This window comes from Actinomadura sp. GC306 (assembly GCF_004348665.1).
Taxonomy (GTDB): domain Bacteria; phylum Actinomycetota; class Actinomycetes; order Streptosporangiales; family Streptosporangiaceae; genus Spirillospora.
The window spans coordinates 1-18,768 of the sequence record NZ_SMKM01000054.1; the positions used below are offsets into that span (position 1 = coordinate 1).

Annotated in this window: 17 protein-coding genes; 7 read left to right on the top strand and 10 right to left on the bottom strand. The window is 74.5% G+C overall.

Features of this window, described 5'->3' with window-relative positions; all coding sequences use genetic code 11:
• The first annotated feature begins 131 nt into the window (after positions 1–131).
• The 4 genes from E1200_RS10790 to araB all read left to right on the top strand — a co-directional run bounded on the left by E1200_RS10790 (position 132) and on the right by araB (position 5,040).
• Complete coding sequence (locus E1200_RS10790) at positions 132–1,121, top strand: LacI family DNA-binding transcriptional regulator (RefSeq protein ID WP_131951725.1); 990 nt, start codon at positions 132–134, stop codon at positions 1,119–1,121.
• A 68-nt stretch (positions 1,122–1,189) separates the two neighbouring features.
• Complete coding sequence (locus tag E1200_RS10795; protein ID WP_131951700.1) at positions 1,190–1,867, top strand: L-ribulose-5-phosphate 4-epimerase; 678 nt, start codon at positions 1,190–1,192, stop codon at positions 1,865–1,867.
• Entirely contained in the window at positions 1,864–3,360 is a 1,497-nt protein-coding gene (gene araA / locus E1200_RS10800; protein ID WP_131951701.1) for an L-arabinose isomerase, read from the top strand. Before E1200_RS10795 ends, araA begins: the two co-directional genes overlap by 4 nt.
• A 36-nt stretch (positions 3,361–3,396) precedes the next feature.
• A complete protein-coding gene (gene araB / locus E1200_RS10805; RefSeq protein ID WP_131951702.1) occupies positions 3,397–5,040 on the top strand; it encodes a ribulokinase in 1,644 nt (547 codons plus the stop codon).
• A gap of 79 nt (positions 5,041–5,119) precedes the next feature.
• Here araB and E1200_RS10810 read toward each other — a convergent pair whose 3' ends face one another.
• The 3 genes from E1200_RS10810 to E1200_RS10820 form a co-directional block, all read right to left on the bottom strand.
• On the bottom strand, positions 5,120–6,130 hold the full coding sequence (locus E1200_RS10810; protein ID WP_131951703.1) for a hypothetical protein: 1,011 nt from the start codon (positions 6,128–6,130) through the stop codon (positions 5,120–5,122).
• A 125-nt stretch (positions 6,131–6,255) separates the two neighbouring features.
• Positions 6,256–7,488 (bottom strand): acetyl-CoA hydrolase/transferase C-terminal domain-containing protein, encoded by a 1,233-nt coding sequence (locus E1200_RS10815; protein WP_131951704.1) that lies wholly within the window; start codon positions 7,486–7,488, stop codon positions 6,256–6,258.
• Between the two features lie 60 nt (positions 7,489–7,548).
• Positions 7,549–9,084, bottom strand: a complete 1,536-nt coding sequence (locus E1200_RS10820; protein WP_243708471.1) for an AAA family ATPase — start codon at positions 9,082–9,084, stop codon at positions 7,549–7,551.
• Positions 9,085–9,265: 181 nt separating this feature from the next.
• On the opposite strand from E1200_RS10820, the gene E1200_RS33625 reads away from it, so the two are divergent.
• Positions 9,266–9,736: a cyclic nucleotide-binding domain-containing protein gene (locus E1200_RS33625; RefSeq protein WP_165950273.1), complete on the top strand. Its 471-nt coding sequence runs from the start codon at positions 9,266–9,268 to the stop codon at positions 9,734–9,736.
• Here E1200_RS33625 and E1200_RS10830 read toward each other — a convergent pair.
• The 3 genes from E1200_RS10830 to E1200_RS10840 all read right to left on the bottom strand — a co-directional run bounded on the left by E1200_RS10830 (position 9,637) and on the right by E1200_RS10840 (position 13,504).
• Positions 9,637–12,309 (bottom strand): HAD-IC family P-type ATPase, encoded by a 2,673-nt coding sequence (locus E1200_RS10830; RefSeq protein ID WP_131951707.1) that lies wholly within the window; start codon positions 12,307–12,309, stop codon positions 9,637–9,639. The two genes, E1200_RS33625 and E1200_RS10830, sit on opposite strands and share 100 nt — an antisense overlap.
• Positions 12,306–12,749 carry a pyridoxamine 5'-phosphate oxidase family protein gene (locus E1200_RS10835; RefSeq protein WP_131951708.1) on the bottom strand — a complete coding sequence of 148 codons (444 nt, stop codon included), beginning with the start codon at positions 12,747–12,749 and terminating at the stop codon, positions 12,306–12,308. The genes E1200_RS10830 and E1200_RS10835 overlap by 4 nt, the downstream gene beginning before the upstream one ends.
• A gap of 71 nt (positions 12,750–12,820) precedes the next feature.
• On the bottom strand, positions 12,821–13,504 hold the full coding sequence (locus E1200_RS10840) for a response regulator transcription factor (RefSeq protein WP_131951709.1): 684 nt from the start codon (positions 13,502–13,504) through the stop codon (positions 12,821–12,823).
• Between the two features lie 189 nt (positions 13,505–13,693).
• Here E1200_RS10840 and E1200_RS10845 point away from each other — a divergent pair, with 189 nt between their 5' ends.
• Complete coding sequence (locus E1200_RS10845; RefSeq protein ID WP_207933288.1) at positions 13,694–15,364, top strand: GAF domain-containing sensor histidine kinase; 1,671 nt, start codon at positions 13,694–13,696, stop codon at positions 15,362–15,364.
• A gap of 71 nt (positions 15,365–15,435) precedes the next feature.
• Here the strand turns inward: E1200_RS10845 and E1200_RS10850 are convergent, their stop codons facing one another.
• Both E1200_RS10850 and E1200_RS10855 read right to left on the bottom strand, forming a co-directional pair.
• Positions 15,436–15,630, bottom strand: a complete 195-nt coding sequence (locus E1200_RS10850) for a hypothetical protein (RefSeq protein ID WP_131951711.1) — start codon at positions 15,628–15,630, stop codon at positions 15,436–15,438.
• Between the two features lie 76 nt (positions 15,631–15,706).
• The gene (locus E1200_RS10855) at positions 15,707–16,171 is read right to left on the bottom strand and encodes a hypothetical protein (RefSeq protein WP_131951712.1); all 465 of its coding nucleotides are present in this window, start codon (positions 16,169–16,171) and stop codon (positions 15,707–15,709) included.
• A gap of 169 nt (positions 16,172–16,340) precedes the next feature.
• On the opposite strand from E1200_RS10855, the gene E1200_RS33630 reads away from it, so the two are divergent.
• Complete coding sequence (locus E1200_RS33630; protein WP_165950274.1) at positions 16,341–16,505, top strand: hypothetical protein; 165 nt, start codon at positions 16,341–16,343, stop codon at positions 16,503–16,505.
• Positions 16,506–16,520: 15 nt separating this feature from the next.
• Here E1200_RS33630 and E1200_RS10860 read toward each other — a convergent pair whose 3' ends face one another.
• Together E1200_RS10860 and E1200_RS10865 are read right to left on the bottom strand one after the other, a co-directional pair.
• Positions 16,521–17,195 carry a DUF1990 family protein gene (locus E1200_RS10860; RefSeq protein WP_131951713.1) on the bottom strand — a complete coding sequence of 225 codons (675 nt, stop codon included), beginning with the start codon at positions 17,193–17,195 and terminating at the stop codon, positions 16,521–16,523.
• Positions 17,192–18,670: a DUF1990 family protein gene (locus tag E1200_RS10865; protein WP_131951714.1), complete on the bottom strand. Its 1,479-nt coding sequence runs from the start codon at positions 18,668–18,670 to the stop codon at positions 17,192–17,194. The genes E1200_RS10860 and E1200_RS10865 overlap by 4 nt, the downstream gene beginning before the upstream one ends.
• Positions 18,671–18,768 lie beyond the last annotated feature (98 nt).

Consider the following 18,768-nt stretch of genomic DNA (forward strand, 5'->3'; position numbering starts at 1 on the left):
GGAGCGCGGGGCGGGCGGTGTTGACATCGTGGCTCGTTAGCGCAAACATTCGCGTGTAAGCTCGCGGAACCCGGGGAGGCGATGTGGCCGCCGAAGCACCGGAGGCGCCCGACGGCCGGCGGCTGGCGGTGATGGAGGACGTGGCCGCGATGGCCGGCGTCTCGGCGATGACCGTGTCGCGCGTCCTGAACGCGCCCGAGAAGGTGCGCCCGCAGACCCGTGCCCGGGTGATGGCCGCGGTGCGGGCGCTGGACTACCGGCCCAACTCGGCGGCGCGCGTGCTGGCCACCGGGCGGTCCGGGGTCCTCGGCGTGGTCAGCTTCGACACCACCCTGTACGGCCCGGCCTCCACCCTGTTCAGCATCGAGCAGGCCGCCCGCGAGCACGACTACACCGTCAGCATCGTCAGCCTGAGCTCGCTGAACCGCCGCTCGATCGGCGAGGGCGTGGAGCGGCTGCGCGGCCAGTCGGCCGACGGGATCATGGTCGTCGCGCCGCACGAGTCGGCGGCCGACGGGCTGAAGGAGCTGCCGGCCGACACCCCGCTCGTCGCGGTCGGCGCGGGCGCCGACGTGCCGTTCCCCGTCGTCGCGGTCGACCACCGGGCCGGTGCCGAGCGCGCCGTCCGGCACCTGCTGAGCCTCGGGCACGAGACCGTCCTGCACCTGGCGGGCCCGGCCGACTGGGTGGACGCCAACGGACGCACCGCCGGCTGGCGCGCCGCGCTGGAGGCCGCCGGGCGGGAGGCCCCGGTGCCGCCCGCCGGCGACTGGAGCGCCCGCTCGGGGTACGAGTACGGCCGGCAGATCGCCGCCGACCCCGAGGTCACGGCGGTGTTCGCCGGCAACGACGCGATGGCCCTCGGGCTGCTGCGCGCGCTGCGCGAGGCCGGGCGGGACGTACCCGGCGACGTCAGCGTGGTGGGCTTCGACGACGTCCCCGAGGCCGCCTACTTCCCGCCGCCGCTCACCACCGTCCGGCAGAACTTCGGCGAGGTGGGGCGGCGGGCCTTCGACCTGCTGCTCGACCGGATCGGCGGCACCGCGGCGGATCGCTCCCGCCGGGTCGTCGAGCCGGAACTCGTCGTCAGGGAGAGCACCGGGGTCCCCCGGGGGACCTAGCCCCGTCCGGTCCGAAGGTCCGCCTTCGGCGCGCGGCGGCATGTTAGCGCTAACAGATAGGAGTCGAGATGCCAGAGCCGGGCGGCGGGATCGCGGCGCTCCGCACGGAGCTCGCCGTCCTGCACCAGACCCTCGTCGAGTGCGGGCTGGTCGCGTGGACGGCGGGCAACGTGTCGGCGCGCGCCGGCGACGACGCGTTCCTGATCAAACCGAGCGGCGTCCCCTACGAGCGGCTCACCCCCGACGCGATGGTGCTGTGCGACCTGGAGGGCAAGCCGGCCGGCGGGGCGGAGCTCAAGCCGTCCAGCGACGTGTTCGCCCACGCCTACGTGTACCGGCACCGCCCCGACGTCGGGGGAGTGGTGCACACCCACTCGACCTACGCCACCGCCTGGGCGGCCCGCGACGAGCCGATCCCGTGCGTGCTGACGGCGATGGCGGACGAGTTCGGCGGCGAGATCCCCGTCGGCCCGTTCGCGCTCATCGGCGGCGACGAGATCGGCCGCGGCATCGTCGAGACCCTCGACGGGCACCGCAGCCCCGCCGTCCTCATGCGCAACCACGGCGTCTTCACGATCGGCGCCGACGCCCGCGCCGCGGTCAAGGCGGCCGTGATGTGCGAGGACGTCGCCCGGACCGTCCACCTGTCGCGGCAGCTCGGCGAGCCGCGGCCGATGGACGCCGGCGACATCGACCGGCTGTACGACCGCTACCAGAACGCCTACGGGCAGAGGGGCCGACCATGAGCTTTCCGAACCGCGAGATCTGGTTCCTCACCGGCAGCCAGGACCTGTACGGCGCGGACACCCTGCGGCAGGTCGCCGAGCAGTCCGCGGCGATCGCCGCGCGGCTCGGCGAGGCGCTGCCGGTCGCCGTGCGGTGGCTGCCCGTCCTCACCGGCGCGGACGCGATCCGCCGGACGTGCCTGGACGCCGGCGCCGACGACGCGTGCGTCGGCGTGATCGCGTGGATGCACACCTTCTCACCGGCGAAGATGTGGATCGCCGGCCTCGACGCGCTCACGAAGCCCCTGCTGCACCTGCACACGCAGGCGAACGTGGAGCTGCCCTGGGCCACGATCGACATGGACTTCATGAACCTGAACCAGGCCGCCCACGGCGACCGGGAGTTCGGCTACGTCCAGTCGCGGCTCGGCGTCGCCCGCAAGACGGTCGCCGGGCACGTCGGCGACCCCTCGGTCGGGGCGCGGGCGGCCGGGTGGGCGCGGGCGGCGGCGGGCCTGCACGAGCTGCGGCGGCTGAAGCTGGCCCGGTTCGGCGACAACATGCGGGACGTCGCCGTCACCGAGGGCGACAAGGTCGAGGCGCAGCTGCGGTTCGGCGTCTCCGTCAACACCTACGGCGTCAACGACCTGGTCGAGTTCGTGGACGCCGTCCCGGACGGCGACATCACCGGGCTGGTCAAGGAGTACGACGACCGCTACGACATCGCCGCGGAGCTGCGTCCCGGCGGCGAGCGCCACGAGTCGCTGCGCTACGGCGCGCGGATCGAGCTGGGCCTGCGGGCGTTCCTCGACGAGGGCGGCTTCAAGGCGTTCACGACGAACTTCGAGGACCTCGGCGGGCTCCGCCAGCTGCCCGGACTCGCCGTCCAGCGGCTGATGGCGGACGGCTACGGCTTCGGCGGCGAGGGCGACTGGAAGACCGCGACGCTGCTGCGCACGCTGAAGGCCGCGGCGGCGGGGCTGCCGGGCGGCACCTCGTTCATGGAGGACTACACCTACCACCTGGCACCCGGCGAAGAGCTGATCCTCGGCGCGCACATGCTGGAGGTCTGCCCGTCCATCGCCGCCGGGCGGCCCGCGTTGGAGATCCACCCGCTGAGCATCGGCGGGCGTGCGGACCCGGTGCGGCTGGTGTTCGACGCCGCGCCCGGCCCCGCCGTGGTGGCGGGCCTCGCCGACATGGGCGACCGGTTCCGGCTGGTCGCCAACGAGATCGAGGTCGTGCCGCCGCCGGAGCCGCTGCCGATGCTGCCGGTCGCCCGCGCGGTGTGGCGGCCCCGGCCGGACCTGCGCACGTCCGCCGAGGCGTGGCTGACCGCGGGCGCGCCGCACCACACGGTGCTCACCGCGGCGCTCGGGACGGAGGAGCTGACCGACCTCGCCGACATGGCGGGGGTGGAGCTGCTCACGATCGAGGCCGATACCACGCTGCGGCAGTTCACCAAGGAGATCCGCTGGAACCAGGCGTACTACCGCCTCGCCGGGGGCCTGTGACGAGCGAGCTGTAACGATGAGTGACGAGGAGGGCCCATGAGCGAGGACGAACGCTACGTCGTCGGCGTCGACTTCGGCACGCTGTCCGGGCGGGCGGTCGTGGTCCGGGCCGGGGACGGCGCCGAGGCCGGCGACGCCGTCTGCGAGTACGGCCACGGGGTGATCGACGAGGCGCTCCCGGCGGGCGTCCGCCTCGATCCCGACTGGGCCCTGCAGGCGCCCGGGGACTGGCTGGACGTGCTGCGGTCCGCCGTCCCGAAGGCGCTGGCGGCGGCGGACGTGCGGCCGTCCCAGGTCATCGGCATCGGCACGGACTTCACCGCCTGCACGGTCCTGCCGGCGACCGCCGACGGCACGCCCCTGTCCGACCTGCACCCGGAACGGCCGCACGCCTGGCCGAAACTGTGGAAGCACCACGCCGCCCAGCCGGAGGCCGACCGGATCAACGCGCTGGCCGCCGAGCGCGGGGAGCCGTGGCTGCCCCGCTACGGCGGCAAGATCTCCTCGGAATGGGAGTTCGCCAAGGGGCTGCAACTGCTGGAGGAGGACCCCGACCTCTACGGCCTCGCCGACCGCTGGATCGAGGCCGCGGACTGGATCGTCTGGCAGCTCACCGGCCGCGAGTCGCGCAACATCTGCACGGCCGGGTACAAGGGCGTCTACCAGGACGGGCGGTACCCGTCCCGCGAGTTCCTGGCCGCCCTGCACCCCGGTTTCGCCGACTTCCCCGCCAAGCTCGGCCACGACCTCGCCCCGCTCGGCGGCCTCGCCGGGACGCTCACCGCGCGGGCCGCCGCCTGGACGGGCCTGCCCGAGGGCATCGCCGTCGCCGTGGGCAACGTCGACGCGCACGTCACCGCCGCCGCGGCCGACGCCGTCCGGCCCGGCCAGATGGTCGCGATCATGGGGACGTCCACCTGCCACGTGATGTCGTCCGGCCTGCTCGCCGAGGTCCCCGGCATGTGCGGCGTCGTCGAGGACGGCATCGTCCCCGGCCTGTGGGGCTACGAGGCCGGGCAGTCGGGCGTCGGCGACATCTTCGCCTGGTTCGTGGACAACTGCGTGCCCGCCTCCTACGCGGCGGCCGCCGCGGCGGCCGGGGTGTCGGTCCACGAGCACCTGACCGCGCTCGCCGCCGGGCAGCCGGTCGGGCGGCACGGGCTCGTCGCGCTCGACTGGAACAACGGCAACCGCTCCGTCCTCGTCGACCACGACCTGTCCGGCCTCGTCGTCGGCCAGACGCTCGCGACCAGGCCGGAGGACGTCTACCGCGCGCTCATCGAGGCCACCGCGTTCGGCACCCGCATGATCGTGGAGACGTTCGAGGCGGCGGGCGTCCCCGTGGCGGAGTTCGTCGTCGCGGGCGGCCTGCTGAAGAACCGCTTCCTCATGCAGGTCTATGCCGACGTCCTGCGCCGCCCGCTGTCGCTGATCGGCTCGTCCCAGGGCCCGGCGCTCGGCGCCGCGATCCACGCCGCCGTCGCGGCGGGCGCCCACCCCGACATCACGTCCGCCGCCGCCGCGATGGGCCGCCGCGTACCGGACGCCTACGTCCCCGACCCGGCCCGCGCCGACGCCTACGACTCCCTCTACGAGATCTACCGAACCCTCCACGACCAGTTCGCAGACGGCAAGGTGATGCACCACCTACGCCACCTGCGCACCCGCTCCCTCCGTTGACTTGCGGCGTGTTGCCCTTATGGGAGCGCTCCACAGGGCAACACGCCGCAAGTCAACGCGGTCGGCCGGGCCGTGGGAGCTACTTCCCGCGGCCGGCGATTGACGGCTCGGCCCGGTTGCCGCGAACGTCCGGGGTCCGGGTGAACACCTCCGGGAATGGGCGGCGGGGCGTGCCGGGGACCGGCGGCCCGTACCCGAACCGGATGATCGCCTGGATGTGGCCGTTCGCGCCGGTGCGCTCGGTGCCCAGCATGTCGAGGGGCTGGCACAGCAGCGAGGTCGCCACCCCGTGCCGCGTCGCGGTCAGCAGGACGCGCTGCAGGCCCTGCCCGGCCCGCAGCCAGTCCGCGGGCCCGTCGCCCCCGGTGAGCAGGACGGCGAGCTGCGGCCGCGCGGAGAAGTCCGCCACCGGCCGGGCGGCCGCCGGCCCGGCGAGGCCGAAGTCCCGCAGCGGGAGGCCGCGCCCGCTCGGCCGCGGCCCGAACGCGTACGGGGGGATGCCGATCCCGCGGGTGTCGCCCGGCGTCCAGCGGGCCAGCTCGGCGAGGTAGCCGTCGTCGCCGCCGAGCCGCTCGTCCGCGGCCGCGACCAGGCTCAGCAGGTAGGACGTGGCCTGTGGCCCCGGCAGGCCCAGCGCGACTCCCTCCGCCCGCGCGGCGGCGACCATCGCGTCCCGGACCGCCCGCGGGACGGCGCGCTTCTCGAACGGGCTCCGGTTGGTGCGCCGGTGCGGGATCGCCGCGTACAGCTCCGACACGGCGGCCGGCGGCATGGGCGCCTCCACGGCCCGCACGGACGCCAGCAGGGCCGGGTCGTGCCCGGCGTCCGGGAACGGCCGGACGAGCGCCTCGTGCCCGGCCGTCTGCAGCGCCAGCCGCAGGTTGAGCAGCGCAGCGCCGCAGCTGACGTGCAGGGCCCGGCCGCGCGGGTCGATGACGGGGAGCGCGCGGCCGAGGTCGGCGTGCAGTTCCAGCTCCGTCGTGCCGGCCAGCCGGAAGCGCCAGGGCTGGGTGTTGTGCACCGACGGCGCCGCGATGGCCGCGGTCACCAGCCGCCGGACCCCGGCATACGTCTCGAACGGGTGAGGCATGGCGTCCCTCCAGGGTGCTGCCGCTTTACCGACAGCCTCGCCCGCCGCAGACGCGCGCCCCAGGGACCAAGGTCCCTCCGCCCGGGGCCGAAGGGCGGCCGGCCGGGCGGGACCTGCGGCGCGGGTCAGCGGAGGTCGAAGCCCAGCTCGCGGCCCGCTTCGCGCAGCCCGTCGCGGGCGGACGGGTGGGCCACCTCGTCCAGGAGCTGCTGGGCCTGGGAGGTGGCGTCGCGGCCCCAGACGGCGGCGGTGCCCTGCTCGCTGACGATGAAGCTGTGCTGGAACGAGGTGACGGGGCCGTCCAGGCGCGGGATGACGGTGGAGACGTCCGCGCGGGGATGCCAGGACGGCAGCGCGATGACGGCGCGCCCGCCCGGGGAGTGCAGCGCGCCGACGACGAAGTCGGTCTGGCCGCCGAACCCGGAGTAGATGACCCCGCGGACGCGGCTGGCGTTCGCCTGGGCGAACAGGTCGACCTGGAGGGCGGAGTTCACCGAGACCATCCGGGCCTTGCGCGCGATCAGCGCGGGGTCGTTGGTCTTCTCGGTGCGCAGCATCCGGACGCGCTCGTTGCGGTCGACCCAGTCGTACAGCTCGCGGCTGCCGAACACGAACGAGGCGGTGACGGGCGTGGTGGTGTCGAGCGCCCCCGCCTTCTCCAGCGCGAGGACGCCGTCGCTGAACATCTCCGACCACAGGCCGAGGCCCTTGCGCTCCAGCAGCGAGGCCAGCACCGCGTCGGGGACGCCCCCGATCCCGAGCTGCAGCGTCGCGTGCTCGGGGACGAGGCGGGCGACCCGCCCGCCGATCTCCCGCGCGACCTCGCCGGGCGGCCGCGGCACGGGCGTGGCGAGCGGCTCGTCCGACTCGACGGCGTAGTCGATCTCGTCGACGGGCAGGACGGCGTCGCCGTAGGTGTAGGGCATCCGGGGGTTCAGCTGGGCGATCACCAGCCCGCCGCGCTCCCGGACGGCCTCGATCGCGGCGGGCAGGATGTTGACCTCGATGCCGAGCGAGACCGTCCCGCCCGACGGCACGGACGTCTGCATCACCACCACGTCCGGCGGGAGCAGGTCCTTGAGCAGGTTGGGGACGAGCGACAGCCGCGACGGGTAGTACCGCAGGCCGGCGCGGCCCCGCTGCCCGGCGCCGACGAACGGGGTCTCCAGGTCGACGCCGTCCCGGTCGGGCAGGCCGTCCTGGCCGTTGAGCATGAACAGCCGGTACTCGGCGAGCGCCTCGTCCAGCACCGCCAGCGCCCGCGCCGGCGCGGCGAAGTTGCCGCCGGCCACGACCCGCGGCCGGCCCGGCAGCCCGGACAGGACGGCGGCGAGCTGCCGCTCCGAGATGACCCGCATCAGATGAACCCTCCGGTGTTCCGCCTCCCGGCCCCCGCGGGCCGCCGCCCGACGAGTCTGTCAGCCCGGGGACAGCAGCGGGCGGCGGTGCCAGACGTGCTCGGCGCCGGCCGGCCGGACGGCGGCGAGGGCCTGCGCCACCGCGTCCTCCAGCGCCCCGCCGGTGTCGATCTCCGCGGCCTCCGGCCACGGGGCCGCCTCCGCGCGCATCGCGGCGGCGATACCGGCGTCCGCGTCGGAGGTGCTGCGCCCGCGCGCGCGGACGCGCATCCGCTCGGCGGTGACGGAGGACGGTGCCGCGCAGCGCAGCGCCGTCAGGTCCGCGTGCTCGCGGTCCGCGACCGCGGCGAGCAGGTCCCGGTCCTCCTTGGCCGACCACGACGCGTCGAGGATGACCGTCTCGCCGAGCCGGAGCAGCCGGGTGGCGCGCTCGGCCAGCTCGCGGTAGGTGCGCCTGCTCCACTCCGGGGTGTAGATGCCGGTGCCGTAGGGGGCGGCGGCGGACTCCTCGGGCGGCAGGCCCGCGAGTTCCTTGCGGACGCGGTCGCTGCTGATCAGCGAGCAGCCGAGCCGGTCCGCGAGCGCCCCGGCGAGCGAGGTCTTCCCCGTGCCGGGGAGCCCGCCCACCAGGATCAGGTCGACCTTCCCGGCGCGCAGGTGGCGCAGCGCGACGTCGGCGTACGACCGGGCCTCCTCGGCGGCCTCCGGGACGCCCTGCCCGTAGCGCAGGCACGCGACCTTCGCGCGGACGAACGCCCGGTAGGCGACGTAGTGGTGGCGCAGCGACGGCGGTGCCGGGTCGGCGGCGAACCCGGAGTACCAGTCGACGAAGCGCTGGGCGAGGTGGGGCGCGCCGAGGCGTTCGAGGTCCATGGCGAGGAATGAGGCGTCGTCGAGCCCGTCCACGCTGCGCAGCCGCTCGTCGAACTCCAGGCAGTCGAGGATGCGCGGGCCGTCGTCCAGGCAGAACACGTCGCCGGTCAGCAGGTCGCCGTGCCCGTCGACCACGCGCCCGTCGGCGATGCGCGCGTCGAACAGCTCCGCGCGGCCGGCGAGGAAGGCGGTGGTGAGGTCCTCGATCTCGGTGGCCGCCGCGCCGTCGATGGCGCGGTCGTGGAAGGGGCGCACCTGCTCGAAGCTGTCGGTCCAGCGGCGAAGGAGCGCGTCGCGGGTGCCCTGGGCGGCGACCTCGGGCCCGCGCGGCGCCTCGGCGTGCCAGGACGCCAGGATGCGCGCGGTGTCGCGGAGCGCGTCCTCGACCGGTTCGCCCGCTTCCACGAGCCGGGCCAGCCGCCGGTCGGCGGGCATCCGCCGCATCACCACCAGGTGGTCGCAGACCTCCCCGTCGGGGCCGTGCACGTCGGAGACCCCGAGGTACACGTCGGGCGCGAAGCGCCGGTTCAGCCGGACCTCCTCCCGGCAGGCCCGCTCCCGCAGCTCGCGCGTGCTGAAGTCGAGGAAGCCGAGGTCGACCGGCTTCTTGAGCTTGTACGCCCGGTCTCCCACGAAGAAGACGACGCCGATGTGCGTCTCGCTCACGGCCGCGGCGTTCATCCCGTCCACTCCCAGCATCTCGTCCCGTCCGTCGAGGTCCACATCGCCCAATCGCTGCCCAGTCAACCAGCGCCCGGAGGGGTACCCGCGGGCCGCAGGCCCCAAATCTCCGGACGAAGGTCCCGGCCGGAACCCGGGCGCACCGGCCCTCCCGGCGGGGACCTTCGCCCCTGAGATCCGGCGCGGCCGCCCGCGATGCTCGGAAGGGAAGGGGGTGGTGGCGGTGCGGACGACGACCGTCGAGGAACTGGGCCGGGAGCCGTTCCTGCGGGGCATGCGCGGCGCCGACCTCGGGCGGCTGGCGACCGCGGCGCGCCCCGCGCGATTCGAGGCGGGCCGCCGCATCGTGTCCGAGGGCGCTCCGGCGGAGCGGTTCTGGCTCGTCCGCCGCGGGGTGGTGGCCGTGGACCTGTGGCTGCCGGAGCTGGGCAGGACCGTCATCGACACGCTCGGGCCCGGCTCGGTGCTCGGGTGGTCGTGGCTGTTCCGGCCGCACGAGTGGCGGTGCGGCGCGGTCGCGAGCACGCCGGTCGAGGCCGTCGAGTTCGACGGGCGCCTCGTCCGCACCCTGTGCGCGGTCGACCCGTCCTTCGGCTACGAGCTGACGCGCCGGTTCGCGGAGGTCATGGCCGACCGCCTGGACGCGGTGGAACGGGCCCGCTGGACGAGCTTGACCAGTTCGAGCAGCACGTAGGACAGCACGGCCACCGCGGCGATCCGCAGCCAGTGGGCGGGGCCGAGCGGGGCGGACCCGAAGACGTCGTTCATCGCCGGCGTGTAGGTGTACGCGAGCTGGATCGCGACGAGGGCCAGCGCGCTGACCCCGACGCACGGGTTGCGGCGGACGCCCCGCCACAGGAGCGGGCGGTCCAGCGAGAGGCAGTTGAACATGTAGGTCAGCAGCGTCACCGCGAACACGTTGACCACGATGGTCTGCGCCGCCTCCGGGGACGCGCCGTTCGCCCGCTCCCAGTTCTGCAGCCCGAACGCGCCGGCGAGCAGGACCGCCGAGACCGCCATGATCCGGGCCGTCATCGCGGGGGTGATCAGCGGCAGCGACGGGTCCCGCGGCGGGCGCCGCATGATCGCGTCGTCCTTGGGCTCCACCGCGAACGGCAGGCCGAGCACCAGGATCGCGGTCATGTTCAGCCACAGCACCTGCAGCGGCAGGATCGGCAGCTCGGTGTCCGCGACGATCGCGGCGACGAGCACCAGGCCGAGCCCGATGTTGGCCGGCAGCGCCCACACGATGAACTTCACCAGGTTGTCGAAGACGCCGCGCCCCTCCTCGACGGCCTTCTCGATCGAGGCGAAGTCGTCGTCGGTGACGACCATGTCGGCGGACTCCTTGGCGACGTCGGTGCCGGTCCGGCCCATCGCGACGCCGATGTCGGCCTGCTTGAGCGCCGGGGCGTCGTTGACGCCGTCGCCGGTCATGGCGACGACGTGGCCGCCGTCCTGGAGGGCCTGGACGAGCCGGAGCTTCTGCTCGGGCGAGACGCGGGCGAACACGGTGGTGGCGCGGATCCGCTCCGGCTCGACGCCGGCTTCGAGCTCGGCCCCGGTCAGCACCTCGCCCGCCAGGCCGACGCGGGAGCCGATCGCGCGGGCTGTCGCGGCATGGTCACCGGTGATCATCTTGACGTCGATGCCGGCCCGGTGGCAGCTTGCGACCGCCCGCGCGGCCTCGTCGCGCGGCGGGTCGATCATCGCCTGCAGGCCGAGGAAGGTCAGCCGGGGCAGCTCGTCCAGGCCGGTGGCGCCGGTGGTCGCGCGGGCGAAGGCGAGCACGCGCAGCGCCTCCCCGCCGTACGCCTCGGCGCGGGCGACGGCGCCGTCCGCGTCGAGGGGCTCGGGCTCGCCGTCCGGGCCCGCCTGGTCGTCGCACAGCTCCAGGATCCGCTCGACGGGCCCCTTCACGTGGACGACCCCGTCCGCGTGGAGGGTGGCCATGAAGCGGCGGTCGCCGTTGAACGGCAGCGTGGCGAGCCGCTCGGGGACCGCGTCGATGCCCGCCTTGGCGGCGCTGGTCACCAGCGCGCCCTCGGTCGGGTCGCCCGCCACCTGCCAGCCCTCGTCGCGCTGGACGAGCTCCGCGTCGTTGCAGGCGAAACCGGCCGTGAGGATGTCGCGCAGCACCGGATGCTCCGACACGTCGACCGGCTCGCCGTCGGCGTGCACGGCTCCGTCGGGGGCGTAGCCGCTGCCGGTGACCGTGTACTCGCGGCCCCCGGCGACGACGGCGGTCACCGTCATCTCGTTGCGGGTGAGGGTGCCGGTCTTGTCGGTGCAGATGACCGTCGTCCCGCCGAGGGTCTCGACGGCCGGCAGGTGCCGGACGATCGCGCCGCGCCGGGCCATCCGCGCCACGCCCAGTGCGAGCGTGACCGTCATGACGGCCGGCAGCCCCTCGGGGATCGCGCCGACCGCGAGGGCGACCGCGGCGGTCAGCATCTCCGTCGTCCCGCGTCCGCGCGCCACGCCGAGCAGGAACGTCGCCGCGGCCAGCACGAGGATCCCCACCGTGACGTACTTGCTGAACTGGGTGATCTTGCGGGTCAGCGGCGTCTGCACCGCGCTGGTGCCGTGGACCAGGCGGTGGATGTCGCCGAGTTCGGTGCGCTCCCCGGTGGCGACGACGATGCCCGCCCCCTGGCCGCGGGTCACCAGCGTCCCGGAGAACGCCATGCCGGTGCGGTCGCCGAGATCCGCCCCCGGGGCGGCGGCGGTGTCCTTGCGCACCGGCACCGACTCGCCGGTCAGGGCCGACTCGTCGGCGGCCAGCTCGTCGGCGCGCAGCAGCCGCAGGTCGGCGGGGACCTTGTCGCCCGCGGCGAGCTCGACCAGGTCGCCGCGGACGAGGTCGGACGCGGGCACGTTCCGGCGCTTCCCGTCCCGCACGACCGTCGCGGTGGTCTGCGCGAGGACGGCGAGCGCGTTGAGCGCCTTCTCGGCACGGGACTCCTGGACGAACCCCACCACCGCGTTCACGAGCACGACGCCGAGGATCACCAGCGCGTCCACGTGCTCGCCCAGCAGGGCGGTGACCCCGGCCGCCCCGAGGAGGACGTAGATCAGCGGGCTGTGGAACTGCGCCAGGAACCGCAGGACCGCGCCGCGGCCCTCGTCGGCCGCGAGCGTGTTCGGCCCGTCCCGCTCCAGCCTGTCGCCCGCCTCGGCGGCGGTGAGACCGCGCGCGGCGTCGCCGCCGAGGGCGCGGACGACCTCGTCCGCGGGCAGGCCGTGCGGCGCCTCGGCACCCGTCATGCGGTCGCGCTCGCCGGGCTCCTGTGCAGGTCCCAGGCGGGGACGCGGCGCCCGGTGAGGAGTTCGGGGCGCAGGCAGATGTAGCGGTCGCGCGCCACGGGCGCCCAGGTGCGCAGCGGGAGCCCTTCGAGGGCCCGCAGCTCGTCCGGGTCGGTGACGTGGCGGGCGGGGCCGACCGCGACGACCGACCAGCCCGTGCGGGCGCCGGCGTCGAACTCGTCGACCTCGAACGCGACGATCGTGCCGGTGGCGGCGGTGGCGAGCCGCGCCGCCCGGGACACCTTGATCACGATGTGCGTGCCGTCGAACACGAAGTTGACCGGCTGGACGGCCGGGAGCGCCTGGTGCGTGAACACGATCCGCCCGATGACGGCGCGCGACAGCAGTTCGAGGCATGCGTCCCGGTCGAGTTTCTCCAGGTCGCTCTGGTCGAGGTCCATGCCCCGAGTCTCCGGCGGCGGGTGGCGCACGGTCAGGGTCCTTGGTCCCGCCGAACGTCCCCCGGCCGGCCTCACTCCCAGGTCCCCTTCGGCTTGGCGGCGTCCGCCTTGAGCTGGGCGGCGAGCGCGGCGGCCTGCGTGCGGCGGCTCATCCCGAGCTTGGCGAACAGGTTGGAGATGTAGTTCTTCACCGTCTTCTCCGCGAGGAACATCCGCTCGCCGATCTGCCGGTTGGTCAGCCCCTCCCCGATGAGCTCAAGGATGTGGCGTTCCTGCTCGGTCAGCCCCTTGAGCGGGTCCTTCTTCTCCTGGCGTTCGCGGAGGCGCTGCAGCATCCGCGCGGTGGAGCGGGGGTCCAGCAGCGACTGGCCCGTGGCGACCGTGCGGACGGCGCCGACCAGGTCGGAGCCGTGGATCTGCTTGAGGACGTAGCCGGCGGCCCCGGCCATCACCGCCTCGAAAAGGGCGTCCTCGTCGTCGTAGGAGGTCAGCATCAGGCAGGCCAGGCCGGGCATCTGGGACCGCAGCTCGCGGCAGACGCTCACGCCGTCGCCGTCGGGCAGCCGGACGTCCAGCACGGCCACGTCGGGCCGGGCCGCGGGGATGCGGGCCAGCGCCTGCTCGGCGGTGCCGGCCTCCCCGGCGATCTCGATGTCGTCCTCGGCGGACAGCAGGGCCGCGACCCCGCGCCGCACGACCTCGTGGTCGTCCAGCAGGAACACCCTGATCGGCTTCGTGCCGCCCGCGTCCGTCATCGGATCGTCCCTCCTCGGTGGTTCCGGATCACAAGTTACCCGCCGGACGTCCCGCGCACAGCACTCGGACCGAGCCCCGCAGAAGGGACGAAGCCCCCACCGCTGTCCGTTGCCATTTGCGGGGATACTGGCCGTGTGGTTGACGAATCCCGTTCCGGTGCGGACCCGGCGAAGCTGATCCTGCCCCAGATGCACCTCGACGACCTGCTGGTGGAGCTGAAGGCGCGGCTGGAGACCGCCCGCGCCACCCGCGACCGGGTGCACGCGCTGCTGGAGGCCGTGGTCTCCATCGGCAGCGACCTGGAGCTGGAGACGGTGCTGCGGCGGATCACCGAGGCCGCGACGACGCTGGTCGACGCCCGCTACGGGGCACTGGGCGTCATCGGGGACGAGGGCGAGCGGCTCGTGCAGTTCGTCACGGTGGGGGTGGGCGATGAGGAGATCGAAGCGATCGGCCACTGGCCGCACGGCCACGGCATCCTCGGGCTGCTGATCCGTGAGCCGCGCCCGATCCGGCTCTCGGACCTGGGCGAGCACCCCGACTCCAGCGGGTTCCCGCCGAACCATCCGCCGATGCGCGGGTTCCTCGGCGTCCCGATCCGGGTGCGGGACGAGGTGTTCGGCAACCTGTACCTGACCGAGAAGGCCGGCGGCGGCGACTTCGAGGACGAGGACGAGATCGTGGTGACCGCGCTGGCCACCGCGGCGGGCGTCGCGATCGAGAACGCCCGGCTGTACGAGGAGACCCGGCGGCGCGAGCGGTGGCTGGAGGCGTCGGCGGAGATCTCGACCGCGCTGCTGTCCGGGACCGCCCCGCACGAGGTGACCGCGCTCGTCGCGGAGCGGGCCCGCGAGGTCGCGGGCGGCGCGCTCGGCAACGTCGCGTTCGCCGACGAGTCCGGGACCGGGTTCGTCATCGAGGCCGCGGACGGCGACGGCGCCGACCGGCTGCAGGGCCTGCGCGTCCCCCGCGACCACTCGGTCATCGGGAAGGTCTACGACGAGGGCGTGTCGCTCGTGCTCGACGACGGGGCCGAGGCCGCCCGCGAGATCGGCATCCCGTCCGGCGACCCGGTGGTCGGCCCGGTGGTGGCGGTGCCGCTCGGCGTGGGGGCCGCCGCGCGGGGCGTCATCTCGGTGATCAACCCGCCCGGCGGGGCGCCGTTCAGCGACGGCACCCGGCGCATCCTGGAGGCGTTCGCGGGGCAGGCGGCCGTCGCGCTGGAGCTGGGCGACCGGCGCCGCGACACCGAGCGGCTGGCGCTGCTGGAGGACCGCGACCGGATCGCCAAGGACCTGCACGACACCGTCATCCAGCGGCTGTTCGCCACCGCGATGACGCTGATGGCCGCGATCAAGATCACGCAGAAGCGGGAGGTGGCCGTCCGGGTCCAGCGGGCGGTGGACGACCTGGACGACACGATCCGGCAGATCCGCTCGTCCATCTTCGCCCTGCAGGCCCCCGCCGACGACGAGTCGCTGCGCAGCCGGGTGCACGCCCTGGTCGACGCGGCGGCCGGGCAGCTGGGGTTCGCGCCGTCGGTCCGCCTGGACGGCCTGCTGGACACCGCCGTGGACGACGCGGCCGGCGAGCACCTGCTGGCCGTCGTCCGGGAGGCCCTCTCGAACGTGGCCCGGCACGCCAACGCCACCGAGGCCGTCGTCGTGATCGACGTCGGCGACGAGGACCTGACCCTGCGCGTGGAGGACGACGGCGTCGGCATCCCGCAGGGCGGCCGGCGCAGCGGCATGCGCAACATGGCCGACCGCGCGAAAGGGCTGGGCGGCGACTTCGCCACCCGGGACCGGCCGGGCGGCGGCACCGTCCTGGTCTGGCGCGTCCCCCTCAAGACGGGCTGACTCGGCACGGGCTGACTCGGCACGGGCTGACTCAACACGGCCGACTCAGCACGGGCTGAGCGTGACGGCGTTCAGGACTCGGAGAAGTCGTCGCGCGACAGCCCCTTCTCCGACATCTTGTCCTCCAGTTCGGCGGCGAGTTCCGACCGGGTGTCGGGCTGCCGACGGGGCTCCTGGTCCGGGTTCCGGTCAGGGTCTCCGCCCGGCTTCATGACGACCTGGTCGGTGTCGTCGGTCTTCGGAGCGTTCTCCTCCGGAGTCGTCATATTTCCGTCCTCTTGTTCGCGGATGGGTCGCCGGTGCTTCCCCCGGCACGGCGCTGCTACCCGGCGAGACCCGGCTCTAACGACCGGCGTCCGGGCCGGAGCCGCCGGAGGCCGCCACCGGAATCCGCGGACGCAGGGACGCGGCGATCTCCTCCAGCCGGCGCGCCGCGGCCGGGGAGTCGGCGAGGGTGAGGGTCAGCCCGGGGTGGCGCAGCAGGCCCGTCGGCTCCGCGCCGCGGATCGGCTTGTGGAAGCGGATGCAGACGCCCTGCGCGGCGCTGGTGCCCAGGGTGAGTCCGCGGTCGGCCCACGAGATGCGCACGCCCGTCGCCTTCCAGGCGGCGTAGGGGCCGGTGACCTCGGCGCCGGCGATGTTCTCCAGCGGCGAGCGCACCGTCCAGGGCCCGAATCGGACGACGAGCCGGGACGCGGTGATCAGGGCATGGCATGTGTCGGGACGGATCCCGAGCAGCGACAGCGGTCGCCGCAACCGCTCGTCGAAGGCGAACTCGTAGCGCTCGGCATCGGCTTGTGAAGGCATCGGTACTCCCCGTGTGCAGGTGTCGGGTGGTGCCTACCCCCGCCCTTCCCGGTCACCGCCGGAGACTTCAAGAATTCCTGCACGTTCCCTGAATGTTCCGCAAAATCGAGGGCACTGGGCAACGAACCGCCGGCTCCGGGGTGCCCGGCGGGTCCGAGCAGGAGGAACCGTGCCCTACACCTCATTCCAGGGGCAGACCGACAGCGGCGACGCCGCCACGCCGGTGACGCCGGCCCCCGTACCCGGCGGGCCGCCCGTGCCGGGGGAGAACAAGGCCCGCCGTGCCGGGCCCGGCGGCGAGGAGGAGGACAGCGACGTGCGGCCGGAGCGGTGACCGCCGGCCGCGGCGTCACTGGAGTTCCTCCCGGGGTTCTTTCCTGGGCTCGTCGCGGTGGGCGTCGAGCCTGGCCTTCGTGAGCGCCTCCATGCGGCGGCACGCCCGCCGGTAGAACTTCACCTGCATGTGCCGTCCGAACATCCGGAACCCCAGGCGCACGATGGGGTTCGGGTCGGACGAGGGCTGCGAGAAGGCGTGGACGTGGAACTCCACCTCGCCCGTGTCGAGCCACTTGCGGACCTCCTGGTCCATCTGGCCGCGTTCGAGGTGCCCCTTGAGCGTCCGGTAGTTCCAGCCGTAGACCCGCGCCAGGCGCCCGTTCTCCTCGACGACGCCGTCGACGACACGGCCGATGCGGAGCCCGAGGTAGAAGCGCAGCCCGTAGAACCGGCCTTCGAGGAGCATGTCGCGGCCCGGCTCGGGCGGGCCCGAGTGGCGGATCCGCCGGATGATGGCCGGATCGGCGTACTGGTAGTCCCGGACGAGGCGGCGGGCGGTCTCCCAGCTCCCCCCGGGGACGGGCGGGCCGGGCGGCTCGGCCGGCAGCGGCTGCCGGTAGTCGTCGACGTGCCAGCCGCGTTGCGGGCGGTGCATGTCGTACCGCCCCGGGTCGAAGTTGAGGGGGCGCCGCGGCAGTCCGTCGTGCAGCCGCCGCATCCGCCGCCGTTTGAGCCTGCCCGGTCTCATCGCGACGACTTCACCGGCCGCCGGTCGTGTCCGGGGCGGTCCCCCGGCGCCTCGCGCGCCGCCCGTATCCGCCGGGCGGTGTCCTGGACGGCCGCGTAGACGGGGCCGCGCACCTGCTGCGGCAGGCCCGCGGGGACCAGCCCGTTGATGGGGTGCCGGGCCGGGTTGAACCGCATGGGCCGCTCGTCGTCGCCCCGGGCAGGGCCCGTGAGCCGCAGTACCCCGAACCGCTCCCAGCGGCCGAGCCCGGTCGCCACCACGAGGTCGAACTGCAGCGGCCGCTCGTCCACGGCGTGCGCGAGGGCGGTGAGGCGCGCGGGGACGGCGGGCTCCCGCCGTCCGACCGCGCCGAGCAGGACCGTGCGGTCGCCGGCCCGGTAGGGGAGCAGCGAGCCGAAGAAGGCGGGGCTCCACCGGTTGCCGGGGCGCAGCAGGCGGCGGCCCGGCACGGAACGCCCGGTCGTGGCGAGGAGCAGTTCGGCGGTCGCCCCGTCGCCGCTGTCGGCCTGCGGCCAGCGCAGCGCCAGGCCCAGGATGTCCGGCAGCGCTTCCGGCAGCCCCACCGCCCGGGAGAGGCGGGCGTGCCCCCGCACCTCCGCGAAGTCGTCCAGGAACGGGACGCCCCAGTGCCGGCCGGTCCCGGTCAGGCTCAGGGTCGCGTCGAACACGAGCCCCTCGGGGTGCAGCGGCCGGTCGCCGCGCAGCCGGGTCGCGAGGACGAAGGTCCGGGTGAAGGCCCCGGTGAAGGCCGCCGCGACCGCCCGGGACAGCGGGTTCCCGTCGCCGGGCACGTCCGTCCGCTCGGTCTCGACGGTCACGTCACCGACCATCCGCCCGCCGGAGAGTTCGGCGACGCGGCCGCAGAAGTGCGCCCACATGTGCAGCTGCATCTCCTTGGCGATGCCCACCCTGGCGTAGAGGATCTCCGCCAGCCGGTCGCCGCTGCGCGCCCAGGACTCGATCGTGAACACGAGGTCGCCGTCGCCGGCCCGCACCGCCCGGAACTCGATCTCGCCGGCTTCGAGATGGCCGTGCAGGGTCGCGAACCGGAACGACTCCGGCGCCTGCTCCACCACCCGGACCGGGCAGTTCCAGGGGCCGGGCATGTGGACGTCGTACTCGTCCCCGACCTGCAGCGACCCGGCGGCACCGGAGATCTTGTCGAAGACGGCGACCTCCACCGGCGTCGCGGCGTTGAGGTCGTCGCCCACCCGCTTGATCAGCTCCGCGGGGGTCAGCGGGCTGCCGGAGATCCGGACGATGTACCGCCGCTGGAAGACCGGCCCCACGCCGTGCCGCGCGTCCTGCACGCGGTCCCCCTCGTGGCGGGGGAGCCGGTCGACGTCCATGAGCGCCCCGTCGCTCAGCCTGCGCCGCGGTGTACGGCGGGAGCGCAGCAGCCACCGCCACGCCGCGAGCCCCATGCCCGCGGGCCAGCGCACCGCCCGCGCGCGCCACAGCCACCGTCCTCGCACCGCGTCCCCCCGGTCGTTCGCGCGATCGCCCTCGCGCTCGGCCTACTGGGGGGTCGCGCCGGGCCCTACCCCACGTGACCAGGCCGAATCCCGGAGAA